The sequence below is a fragment of the uncultured Algoriphagus sp. genome, from assembly GCF_963974365.1.
Classification (GTDB): Bacteria; Bacteroidota; Bacteroidia; order Cytophagales; family Cyclobacteriaceae; genus Algoriphagus.
In genome coordinates this window covers 35,828-48,258 of the sequence record NZ_CAXBBX010000025.1, presented here as the reverse complement: position 1 = coordinate 48,258, position 12,431 = coordinate 35,828, and the positions used below count along the sequence as shown (strand labels likewise).

Genomic DNA, 12,431 nt, shown 5'->3' with positions numbered 1-12,431 from the left:
TATTCAGATTCTACACCAGTCAGGATCTGACCACTGAGATCACGGATCTGACTGTCAGCCCTGCGACAACAACGACCTATTATGTAACCGTTTCAGGTGATGGAGTCTGTGAAAACGCTCCAGGTGATGCAGCGGAAGTTACGGTGACTGTCAATCCAAGTGCAACAGCCACGGATATTCAGGCAATGGGCGACACGATCTGTGAGGGCGATAGCTTCACGCTATCTGCTACCAGCAGCACGGTGACCAATCCAATATTCAGATTCTACACCAGTCAGGATCTGACCACTGAGATCACGGATCTGACTGTCAGCCCTGCGACAACAACGACTTATTATGTAACCGTTTTAGGTGATGGCGTTTGCGAGAATGCTCCAGGTGATGCAGCGGAAGTTACGGTGACTGTGAATATCACAGAGGCACCTATTACCAACAATCCAAATCAAAGCTTCTGTACTACTGATAATGCTACATTGAGCTCGATTGAAATTGAAGGTGAAGGAATACTATGGTACGCCACGGAAAACAGTATTTCTCCATTGGATCCAACCATTCCTTTGGCAGATGGGGCAACTTATTTTGCTTCGCAAACTGATCCAACTACCAATTGTGAAAGTGTATTGAGAACACCTGTAATGGTCTTCTTAACAGATTGTAATACTGGTGATGGATTAACTATACAGAAATTTGCAGAGAATGAGATAGTTTATGCAGGAGATACATTCACCTACACTATCTCAATTACTAACACTAATAATACAGAAATAACTGATGTAACTATAACAGATGAATTGGATGCGAGATTAATGTATGTTGCTTCCAGTAATTCTGGTCAATTTGAAGCAGGGGTAGTTACTTGGACCATTCCTACGATTGCTGCAAATTCGATAGTTGATATTACTTTGTGGGTATCCACTGCATCAAATCTTGCTTCCGGAACGCAAATTTCCAACGTGGCAATAGTTTCAAGTCCAGACGATCCTGATTCTCCAAAAGAATCTGATCCTGAAGTGGTAACAGTGGCAAAAGATGTGGACTTGGCTATCACCAAAACTGCAAGTGCTTCAACCGTTCTCGCTGGAGGAGAATTCAGCTACACAATTTCAGTGGCAAATACCGGTCAAAGTGATGCTACTGATCTGACAATCACCGATGCATTGCCTGTTGGTCTGAGCTTTATCTCTGCGGACAACGGCGGAGTAAATAACGCTGGCACTATCAGCTGGACAATTCCAACTTTGGCAGCTGGAGCGAGCATCGATCTGATGCTAACTGTAATGGTAAATGCAGATGTGGCCGCTGGAACTCAAATCTCCAACGTAGCGATAGTATCGAGCCCTGATGATCCGGATTCTCCAAAAGAATCTGATCCTGAAGTGGTGACAGTAGAGAAAGATGTTGATCTGGAAATCACCAAAACTGCAAGCGCTTCCACAGTTCTTGCGGGAGGTGAATTCAGCTACACGATTTCTGTAATGAATGCCGGTCAAAGTGATGCGACTGATCTGACAATCACCGATGCATTGCCTGTTGGTCTGAGCTTTATCTCAGCTGACAATGGCGGAGTAAATAACGCTGGCACTATCAGCTGGACTGTTCCAACCTTGGCTGCAGGAGCGAGCATCGATCTGACCCTTACTGTAATGGTAGATGCAGATGTGGCTACCGGAACCCAAATCTCCAACGTGGCAATTGTCTCAAGTCCTGATGATCCTGATTCTCCAAAAGAATCTGATCCTGAAGTGGTGATAGTAGAGAAAGATGTAGACTTGGAAATCACCAAAACTGCAAGCGCTTCCACAGTTCTTGCTGGAGGTGAATTCAGCTACACTATTTCTGTGACAAATACCGGCCTAAGTGATGCGACTGATCTGACAATCACTGATGCATTACCTGCAGGTTTGAGCTTTATCTCTGCGGATAATGGCGGAGTAAATAACGCTGGCACTATAAGCTGGACAATTCCAACCTTGGCTGCTGGAGCGAGCATCGATCTGATGCTAACTGTAATGGTAAATGCAGATGTGGCCGCTGGAACTCAAATCTCCAACGTGGCGATAGTATCGAGCCCTGATGATCCGGATTCTCCCAAAGAATCTGATCCTGAAGTGGTGACTATAGAGAAAGATGTAGATCTGGAAATCACCAAAACTGCAAGTGCTTCGACTGTTCTTGCTGGAGGTGAATTCAGTTACACAATATCAGTGACAAATACCGGTCAAAGTGATGCGACTGATCTGACGATCACAGATGCATTGCCTGTTGGTCTGAGCTTTATCTCAGCTGACAATGGCGGAGTTAATAATGCAGGAACGATCAGCTGGACAATTCCAACCTTGGCTGCAGGAGCGAGCATAGATCTGACCATTACTGTAATGGTAAATGCAGATGTTGCCGCTGGAACCCAAATCTCCAACGTGGCAATTGTTTCCAGTCCTGATGATCCTGATTCTCCGAAAGAATCTGATCCTGAAGTGGTGACAGTAGAGAATAATGGAAGTTTAGTGATTATTAAAAATGCTGACGTCGAATCAGTTCTTCCAGGTGGAAATATAGTTTATACAATCACCTTATCTAATACTGGAGATACCCAAGTAAGCTCTTCGGTGGTGACAGATGCATTACCTGTTGGTCTGAGCTTTATCTCTGCGGATAATGGTGGAGTTAATAATGCAGGAACAATCAGCTGGACTGTTCCAACCTTGGCTGCTGGAGCAAGCATCGACCTGACTCTGACTGTAATGGTAAATGCAGATGTGGCTACTGGAACCCAAATTTCCAACGTGGCAATTGTCTCCAGCCCTGGTGATCCTGATTCTCCTAAAGAATCTGATCCTGAAGTGGTGACTGTAGAGAAAGATGTTGATCTGGAAATCACCAAAACTGCAAGTGCTTCAACCGTTCTCGCTGGAGGTGAATTCAGCTACACAATTTCAGTGGCAAATACCGGTCAAAGTGATGCGACTGATCTGACGATCACAGATGCATTGCCTGCAGGTCTGAGCTTTATCTCTGCGGACAATGGCGGAGTAAATAACGCTGGAACGATTAGCTGGACTGTTCCAACCTTAGCAGCTGGAGCAAGCATCGACCTGAACCTTACTGTAATGGTAAATGCTGATGTGGCCGCCGGAACCCAAATCTCCAACGTGGCAATTGTCTCCAGCCCAGACGATCCTGATTCTCCGAAAGAATCTGATCCTGAAGTGGTGACTGTAGAGAAAGATGTAGACTTGGAAATCACCAAAACTGCCAGTGCTTCCACAGTTCTTGCTGGAGGTGAATTCAGCTACACGATCTCTGTAACGAATACTGGCCAAAGTGATGCGACTGATCTGACAATCACTGATGCATTACCTGCAGGTTTGAGCTTTATCTCAGCTGACAATGGCGGAGTAAACAATGCAGGAACGATCAGCTGGACTGTTCCAACTTTAACAGCTGGAGCGAGCATCGATCTGATGCTTACTGTAATGGTAAATGCAGATGTGGCTTCTGGAACCCAAATTTCCAACGTGGCAATTGTTTCAAGTCCTGATGATCCTGATTCTCCTAAAGAATCTGATCCTGAAGTGGTGACGGTAGAGAAAGATGTCGATCTGGAAATCACCAAAACTGCAAGTACGTCGACTGTTCTTGCTGGAGGTGAATTCAGCTATACTATTTCTATAATGAATTCCGGTCAAAGTGATGCGGCTGATCTGACAATCACAGATGCATTGCCTTCTGGTCTGAGCTTTATCTCAGCTGACAACAGCGGAGTGAATAACGCTGGCACTATAAGCTGGACTGTTCCAACCTTGGCTGCAGGAGCAAGCATCGATCTGATGGTTACTGTAATGGTAAATGCAGATGTGGCTACCGGTACCCAAATCTCCAACGTGGCAATTGTTTCAAGTCCTGATGATCCTGATTCTCCTAAAGAATCTGATCCTGAAGTGGTGACAGTAGAGAATAATGGAAGTTTAGTGATTATTAAAAATGCTGACGTCGAATCAGTTCTTCCAGGAGAAGAAATAGTATATACAATTGCAGTCTCCAATACTGGTGATAGTCAAGTAAGTGAAGTAGAGGTGAAAGATACTTTAGCTGATGGCCTAATCTTTATTTCTGCATCTAACAGTGGAATAAATGAGAATGGAGTAATCACTTGGAACATACCGACTCTTGATAAAGGGGAAACTGTTGAATTAGAATTAGTAGTAAGTGTTGACGCAAATGTGAATGCCGAAACATTGATATCTAATGTTGCTGTAGTTAGTAGCCCAGATGTTCCTGAATCTCCGATTGAATCAGATCCTGAAGTAGTTAGAGTAAGAAGTAATTTCAATTTAGTAATAGAAAAAGTGGCAAATCAGAATACAGCGCTAGCGGGAACTGATATCACTTATACTATCACTATCACGAATACTGGAGAAAGTATTTCGCCTATGTACATGGTTACAGACATGTTGCATGAAGGACTTAATTTCAATAGTGCTAGTAATGATGGCTATGTTGAAAATGGTGAGGTGATGTGGATGATGCCACCTTTGGCCGCTGGCGCAATGATGGAGCTAACCCTCAATGTGGAAATCGATGAGAGTCTGCCTGCTGGTACTGAAATCGAAAATGTAGCAATATTCTGGCTTAGAAATTTGAGAGAAAGTCCACAGCCTTCTCAGCCAGCAGTAGTGCGAGTAATTAGAGATGAAAATGTATCTATCTCGAAAGTAGCTTCCAAGGACAAAGTAGTTCCTGGTGAGGAGTTTACTTACACGATCACAGTTTCGAATTCAGGTCAAAACAGCCTTTCTGATTTGGTTATCAGGGATACTTTGGACAATGTTCTAAGTTTTGTTAGTGCAACTCAAGGTGGTACTGCAAATGGGCAGATTGTGACATGGGCCATCCCTGAATTGGCTGGAGGAGCATCGATTTCTTTGGAACTCAATGTCGCACTCAGTGCAGACGCTACGATTGATAGCGAAGTAGCAAATACAGCTTATGCCGTTCCAGAAGATGATCCTGATAATCCAATCCCTTCTGATCCTGAAGTTATAGAAGTAAGCGATCCACAAACCTTTACCATTGTGAAAACTCCAAATGTGTTTGAGGCTTATGTCGGTGATGAGGTAATCTATACTATAACAGTAACCAATACCTCAGATATTTCTCAAGAGCAGCTTACTGTAGTTGATGATTTACCACAAGGATTGACTTTCAATAGTGCGAACATGGAAGGTGAATTAATAGATGACACCGTAACATGGATGATTCCATCCTTGGGTTCTGGAGAAAGTCTAGAACTGCTACTAACTACCACAGTAAATGACGAAGCAATCACGAACGAGGTAATATATAACATCGCTGTGGTAGATTCTGAAACTTCCTTGGAAGATCCTGTTGAATCTGATCTAGGTGACGGTGTCTTAGTTATTGAGGAAGAAGATGAAGAACCTGAGGAAGAAGAGACATCGATATCAGTCATAAAGTGGACTGACGTGAAAACTGTTATAGTGGGGCAAATGATCGATTATACGATTCTAATTGAGAATACTGGAGATGTAATGGCTTATGATCTATTGGTTGTGGATTCTCTACCAGCAGGTACCATGGCAATGGAGGTTAGTCCAGCAGGTGAGATTTCTGATAATGCTGTGGTTTGGATGATGGATTCACTTGATGCTGGAGCTTCAATTGAAGTCAAAATAAAGTTGATGACGATGGAAGATAAAGGGCCAATTAGTAATTGGGTGTTTATATCAGGCAGAAACTTCCCTGATGTATCATTTGGAACTGAAGCTTTGGAACTTACTAACCAGGTAGATCTGGTTCTGGACAAAGAGGTTTCAGGAAGTCTGATCCAGCTCAACTCAATATTTGAATACAAGATCACGCTGACTAATAACTCTGCCAATATAGGGAAGGAGGTAGTTGTAACTGACGTATTATCACCTTCTGTAGAATACATAGGAGCTGATGTTTCATCTGGTACAGTTTCCTTCAACCTGGAAAATAGAACACTGACATGGAGTATGTTATCCATCAATCCTCAGGCGGTGGAAACAATTACAATCCGTGTAAAAGCGATTGCTGAAGGAACGGTTTCAAATACAGCAACAGCTGTTTCTGCAGATGAAGAATTGGAGCCAACAGATAACACAGATACTGTATCCCATGAGCAGATAGAATTTGAGATTCCAAATGTCTTTACGCCTAACGGTGATGGAATCAATGACGCTTGGGTGATCAAAGGTCTGCAGGAGTTCTTCCAGCAAAATGAACTTCTGATAGTCAACCGTTGGGGTGTAGAAGTTTACAGAATGGACAACTATCAAAATGATTGGGACGGAGATAACCTGAATGGTGGTACCTACTTCTACCAATTCCAATTAACAGATAGTCAGGGTGTAAGTCATACAATGACAGGTTACGTAACTATAATTAAGTAAGCAAGATGAAACTATTTAAGATAATTACTCTGATCGCTGGATGCATTCTTCTGTCCCTTAGCCATAGCTTTGGGCAGCAGGTGCCTCAGTACAGCCAATACATTTTTAATCCTGTTTTTATTAATCCTGCTTATGCAGGTTACAAACAGCAATTGTATCTGCAATCTTATTATAGAAAGCAATGGACAGGTGTCACGGGAAGTCCGGAAACCTTTGCCGTCGCTGGGGATACTTACCTCGCAGAATCTCAATTAGGAGTTGGCGGGCAATTCCTCACTGATAAGTTGGGCGCTCAAAGGACAGTATCAGCATATGGTAATTTGGCTTACCATCTGAGGCTGAGTGATACTAAGTTTCTGAGTTTTGGAGTAGGAGCTGGTGTAGTCAATTCCCAGCTAGATGGATCTATGTTGAATCCTGATATGGATAATGATCCTTCCATTCCATTGAGCAAGGATAGAATTACGTATCCAGACTTAAAACTTGGCTTATTCCTCTATGACGAGTCATATTATATTGGGGTTGCTGCCGACCAGATGCTTTCTTCAGTTGTGGATTTTGACAAAGGTGATGTGATGGTTGAGCCAAAGCCACACCTTTACCTGACTGGAGGTTATCATTTTGATATAAATTACAACTTATCATTAGTGCCTTCCATCATGTATATGGATGATTTTAAGGCACCTGCTCGGCTAGATGCCAATGCTGCGTTGATTATAAATGATACGGTATGGCTGGGTGCTGGCTATAGGTTCGGGATTGATATGCCCGGCAGGGAAATTCAGGATGGATTGCAAAAGTCCACTGCAGTGATAGGCATGGTGCAAGTGCAAATCAGAGAAAGCCTAAGATTAGGATATGCATATGACCATACGATTACTGGATTTTCGGTAGGTAGCTTTTCTACTCATGACATCTCTATAGCCTTCTTATTTCCTCCAAAGCGCGTTCGCTTGGTTTCTCCAAGATTCTTTTAACTAACCTTATTCCGATGAGCAAAGTCATTTACATATTCGGTTTCCTGATTTTATGTTTTGTGAGTTGTAAACCAGCTGCCTATAAAAGTTACCTGGAGGGTAAAAAGCAGGCAGAAAATCTAAACTATTCCGTGGGGATTGATAAATATTTGGAAAGTTGGAATAGATCACCCTTGCCTGAGACAGCCCGGGGGTTGGCTCAGGCTTATTTTAAAACTAGAGATTTCGAACAAGCTGAAGAGTGGTACACTAGACTTGATAGGGATGATGAACTTGAAACAGAGGATTTAAAGCCTTATGCAGAGTCATTAATTGCAAATTCCAAGTATACTGAAGCTGCAGATGTACTGGCGAAACTTGACCCATCTAAAAGTAGGTCAGACTTGGAGTTGATTTGGAAAACTGCAGAAGGAGGAAAATCCTTCCTGAATAGGTCCTCAGAGGCTGCAATTGTGCCAATTTCTAATGCCAATTCACCCTTTTCAGAGTTTGGCCCTATGATTACTGAAAACTCAGTACTTCATTTTACTTCTGATAGATTAATTTCAAAGAAAACCAGAGTTGATCCAAATAATGCGTTGAAAAGCGATGTGTATGGTTGGACTGGAAATGGCTTTTTGAAAATGTATGAATTGGACTGGGATGATGAGGAAAATTCAGCTCTAGGAGATCCAAAGCAGACCGAGAACCTTGAAAGTGATTTGCATGTGGGGCCTATGTATGAGGTAGGAGAAAATTTATTTCTGACCTTAACCCAAGCACAAAAATTCAAAAAATCTGATTCTGGAACTGCTAGGAACTACACCTTATTTCCTGAGTTATATTTCGCCCTGGATACGGGAGATGTGACTTTGGATTCCTTTACTCCGTTTTCATTTAATGATCCTTTCTCGTATTCTGTCTCTGATCCTTTTTATGATCCGTCTCAGTCCAGATTGTATTTTTCCTCTGATATGCCTGGAGGCAGAGGAAAAGCTGATTTGTATTACACTGAGTGGGATAATGGAGTATGGCTCAGGCCAGTGAACCTTGGTTCTGTAATCAATACCAATGGAGATGAGAGAACCCCTTTTGTTGATCAGAATGGAGTGTTATACTTTTCTAGCTCTGGACATGCAGGCCTCGGTGGATTAGATGTTTTTAAAGCTTCCTTTGTAAATGGTGATTACGCTGAGCCCGAGAATCTAGGAAGTCCGATCAATTCAAACCGGGATGATTTTGGATTATCGCTGGTGCTAGGGAATGATAATAAGGCTGTTTTTTCATCGGATAGGTCAGGAGGAAGAGGCTTGGATGATCTTTATTTCGCTGATTTGATTGTGAAAAAGGATTTAGTAATCAAAGGGCATGTGATAGATAAAGAAAGCGGGATGAATCTCCCCGATGCTGTGGTCTCACTTTATAATGAGCAAGATCATCTAGAGAATACTTATGTGTCTGAAGAAGATGGATCCTTTAGGTTTAAAGTCAAGTTCGATCAGACAGTTCATTTGGAAGGGAAAAAGACAGGCTATCTTAGTGGAAGCACAGGAGATGTGATGATTCCGGAGGCTGCTGAAATCCAAGATTCCGCCCTCGTAAGAAATATCTATCTAGAGCAAATTCAAGTTGGGAAGACATATACACTTGAAAATATTTATTACGATTTTGACAAATGGGATATCCGTGAGGATGCGAAGCCAGAGCTGAACAAGCTGATAAAAATTCTAAAAGACAACCCAACGATAAAGATTGAATTGTATTCGCACACAGATTCTCGAGGAACAAACGCTTATAATCTTAAGCTATCAGACAATAGAGCTAAGGCTGCTATAGCTTACTTGATAGAATCAGGAATTGATTCGAGCAGGCTTACAGCTATTGGATTTGGCGAGGAAAAACTCCTTAATTCTTGTAGTGACAATGTAACATGTACAGATGAGCAGCATCAAGAAAACAGAAGGACTGAGTTTAAAATAATTGAATATTGATAAGGAAGATTTATAGGCTGGTTAAGTAAAAGAACTTATTGGGTAGTTGTAAATAAAAGTGTTTTAATACCAAAAAGTTCAGCTAGTATTAGCAGACCTTTTTTTGTTTTCGAAAATGCTAAGAATCAATTCGTTGGAAAAGCATTCAAATAAGAACTTGAGTCCTAGTTTAAAAGATTCTTTATAGAACCATTTTCAATCAATCCACCTTTTTGAATTTTAAGTGATACAATTTTAATGCTTTCATTGTCCATAAGTGGTTCTATACAAATGGCATAATGAAATTTAGTGATTGTATCAACGAGATTAGATTCATCATTTCCATTGTCACCAAAGAATTGGTTCTCTACTAGATAGGAGATGAATGAGGTGTCACAATCTTTCCTAAAAACTACGAAAACCGTACCTCGTTTACTCTTGAATTGTGAGATTGTTTCCGAAATGAATTTTTTTAAAATTTTCAGAACATTGTTCAAATCTCCTTCAATCAAAGGCAATGAATTGTCCAGCGAAAATTCTAATTCGAACTTTTCTAAATCAGATAAAATGGAAATCAATTGTTCGTAACTGTCAATAGAGTCCACTCCAGCGCCCAATTTGGGATAGGATAGTTGAAAATCTTGAGGGTATTTCATTTTTTAAAATTTGCGAGCAATTGCAAAATTGGGTGATTAAGCTTTTACTCTTCATAATGGAATATTGAAAAAATCAACATCCTTTTTTACGTTAGATTTGAATAGGGTTTGCTAAATAATTTATTTTAAAGGTTTTTGATTTTTTAAAATATTAATAATTCTGTGAGCTAAAGACTTATTTTTTAGATCTGCAACGAGTTAGTATTCAAACTTTAGGCCTGCTTTTTATTCTAATTAAATTTAAGTTAAGTGATTGTAAATCAGTACTTAATTTATTTGAGCGGGTTGAATAATTGCTATTTGGCTATACAGGAAGTCTCAATTCGGGGAATTTATTTACGGTTTGTCCAAAGGCTTCCTAGGTTACAATCTCTTAAGGATTAAATAATTTTTTTTGAGTGACACAACTACATACGATTTGAAACAGGTATTCAGATTATTGGCATAGAATAATTATTTGAAAAACGGATATCAAAAGACCGTGCTTGTAGGTTAATGATCACTCGCTGATTAAAATATAATCTCTTGGTTAACCTTCAGGAAATTCAGTGCTGATTGAGAATTTATGAGTTAGGTAGCTTAATTACCTTATCCTGTATCATTTGGGTTCTTAGATAACTACAGCAATCTCATTGATGGTCTATTACTTTTTGCATTAACCTAGGGATTGAAAAAAGTATTACTGATCTATTGTTACCTGATCAGTAATACGCCACCAAAGATTCTGTGCTGAGAGACAACTAATTCATTTTTAATAAGAAATTGAAGATGTGTTGTGAGGATTATTCTCTTAAAAGTGCCGGTATATTAAGTTGGTCAGAAAAAAACCTATTCTCCTCACGAGAATAGGTTTTTTAAGGTATGAATGTTGGCTACTTACTTAGTGCCGCCGTATTCCTGGTTTTGCTCCATTAGTGTATTGTCCAATTCCAAAAGTGGTATAGGCAATATCTCATTTTTGCCAGCTACGAAACCTTTGCTAGCCAAAGCTTCAGCAGCTCTTCCATTTCTGATCAAGTCAAACCATCGATGACCTTCACCTGCCAATTCCAATCTTCTTTCTTCCAAGATAGAATCGATAGAAACAGGGATAGATGCCAAGCCAACACGTGCTCTTACAGCGTCCAATAGGGCTTGAGCACGGCTGGTATTCCCACCACCTCTTACCAATGCTTCAGCTTCCAGGAGATAGGAGTCAGCGAGTCTTAATTCATAGACATTCTGACGGAAGTTAAGTTCCATCACACCGCCTCCGGTCGATCTGTCTTTCTGGCGACCGGCAAATTTCTCCAAGAAATATCCAGTGTTATTGTATCCTTTTTCGTAAGTCACAGCACCTGCTTTTTCCAAGCTATCCAAATTTGCAATAGTAGAAGATTTACGTGGGTCATTTTCCATAGCATTATATAGATCGTTTGTCACCGTCAAAAAACTCCAGCCAGAAACATAATCGGGAGCATTTTCAGCAATAGGATTGTATCCACGAGGACCCACCATGATATTGAGAAGATTACCTTCAGTGCAACCTACGCAACCCCAGTCACCATTGGAGGTGTTGGTAAATGCTACCTCAAATATGGATTCTGAATTGAATTTGTTATCCACTACAAATAGATCTGCATAGTTATCCAACAGCTTGTAACCATATTGGCTTGTTCCACCTGGAGTTCCGTTTACCATTTCAAATTGCTCTGCAGCCAATGCGAATTTTTCCTGTTGCAAATACACTTTGCCTAAGATCGCTCTAGCAGCACCTTCAGTGATTCTGCCTGCTTCTGTTTCCAGATTCAATGAAGCTGGAAGATTCGGAAGTGCTTCCAGGATATCTGCTTCGATTTGAGCATATACGTCTGCAGGGTCTGCCTGGAGTACGTTGTACATCTCAGAAGTAGCAACTGGCTCAGTGAAAAGCGGTACATTTTCAAACAAACGAACTAAATCAAAATAGAAATAGGCCCTGAGAAAAGTAGCTTCAGCTGCGTAGCGTGCTTTTAGCGTCTCATCCATAGGTACTTCAGGGAGTTTTTGCAAAAGGACATTTGCGCGGAAAACTCCCGAGAAACCTTTGCTCCAAAGGTCACCCTGTGGGCCAGTGGCAGGATCCAAGGTGTAATTTGACCATACCTGGATGGAAGTCACGTCATTTGGTCCACCACCACCTGCGAAGTGGTCATCCGAAGCAGAATTCAGGGCTGTCAATTTGGTGACATAACCGCCGCTTTGCATTCCCACCACATCATAGATGGCAACCAGTCCGTTAAATGCCTCTTCTTGATTTTGATAATAATTAGCTTCCAGATCTGTACCTCTTGGTTTGATTTCCAAAAAGTCATCGGAGCAGGAGCTCAAAGTAAGTGTTGCCAAAGCGATGGCAGCAAGATATTTTTTATGATTTAACATGATTCGATTCATTAT

Annotated in this window: 5 protein-coding genes; 3 read left to right on the top strand and 2 right to left on the bottom strand. The window is 41.1% G+C overall.

The annotated features are described in order from the left end of the window. From AACZ87_RS22460 to AACZ87_RS22450, 3 genes are all read left to right on the top strand, one after another. A partial coding sequence (locus AACZ87_RS22460) for an isopeptide-forming domain-containing fimbrial protein (RefSeq protein WP_339870323.1) occupies positions 1-6,434 on the top strand: 6,434 nt, incomplete at its 5' end. 5 nt (positions 6,435-6,439) lie between these two features. Then, a complete protein-coding gene (locus AACZ87_RS22455; protein ID WP_339870322.1) occupies positions 6,440-7,411 on the top strand; it encodes a type IX secretion system membrane protein PorP/SprF in 972 nt (323 codons plus the stop codon). A 14-nt stretch (positions 7,412-7,425) separates the two neighbouring features. Beyond that, positions 7,426-9,381 carry an OmpA family protein gene (locus tag AACZ87_RS22450; protein ID WP_339870321.1) on the top strand — a complete coding sequence of 652 codons (1,956 nt, stop codon included), beginning with the start codon at positions 7,426-7,428 and terminating at the stop codon, positions 9,379-9,381. Between the two features lie 164 nt (positions 9,382-9,545). Here AACZ87_RS22450 and AACZ87_RS22445 read toward each other — a convergent pair whose 3' ends face one another. Both AACZ87_RS22445 and AACZ87_RS22440 read right to left on the bottom strand, forming a co-directional pair. Beyond that, complete coding sequence (locus tag AACZ87_RS22445) at positions 9,546-10,016, bottom strand: hypothetical protein (protein WP_339870320.1); 471 nt, start codon at positions 10,014-10,016, stop codon at positions 9,546-9,548. An 876-nt stretch (positions 10,017-10,892) separates the two neighbouring features. After that, positions 10,893-12,416, bottom strand: a complete 1,524-nt coding sequence (locus AACZ87_RS22440) for a RagB/SusD family nutrient uptake outer membrane protein (protein ID WP_339870319.1) — start codon at positions 12,414-12,416, stop codon at positions 10,893-10,895. Positions 12,417-12,431: the final 15 nt, after the last annotated feature.

What these genes read in the sequence shown, in the direction of transcription:
- AACZ87_RS22455 (WP_339870322.1), top strand. Translation starts at nt 6,440, where the DNA reads ATGAAACTATTTAAGATAATTACTCTGATCGCTGGATGCATTCTTCTG.
- AACZ87_RS22440 (WP_339870319.1), bottom strand. Translation starts at nt 12,416, where the DNA reads ATGTTAAATCATAAAAAATATCTTGCTGCCATCGCTTTGGCAACACTT.
- AACZ87_RS22450 (WP_339870321.1), top strand. Translation starts at nt 7,426, where the DNA reads ATGAGCAAAGTCATTTACATATTCGGTTTCCTGATTTTATGTTTTGTG.
- AACZ87_RS22445 (WP_339870320.1), bottom strand. Translation starts at nt 10,016, where the DNA reads ATGAAATACCCTCAAGATTTTCAACTATCCTATCCCAAATTGGGCGCT.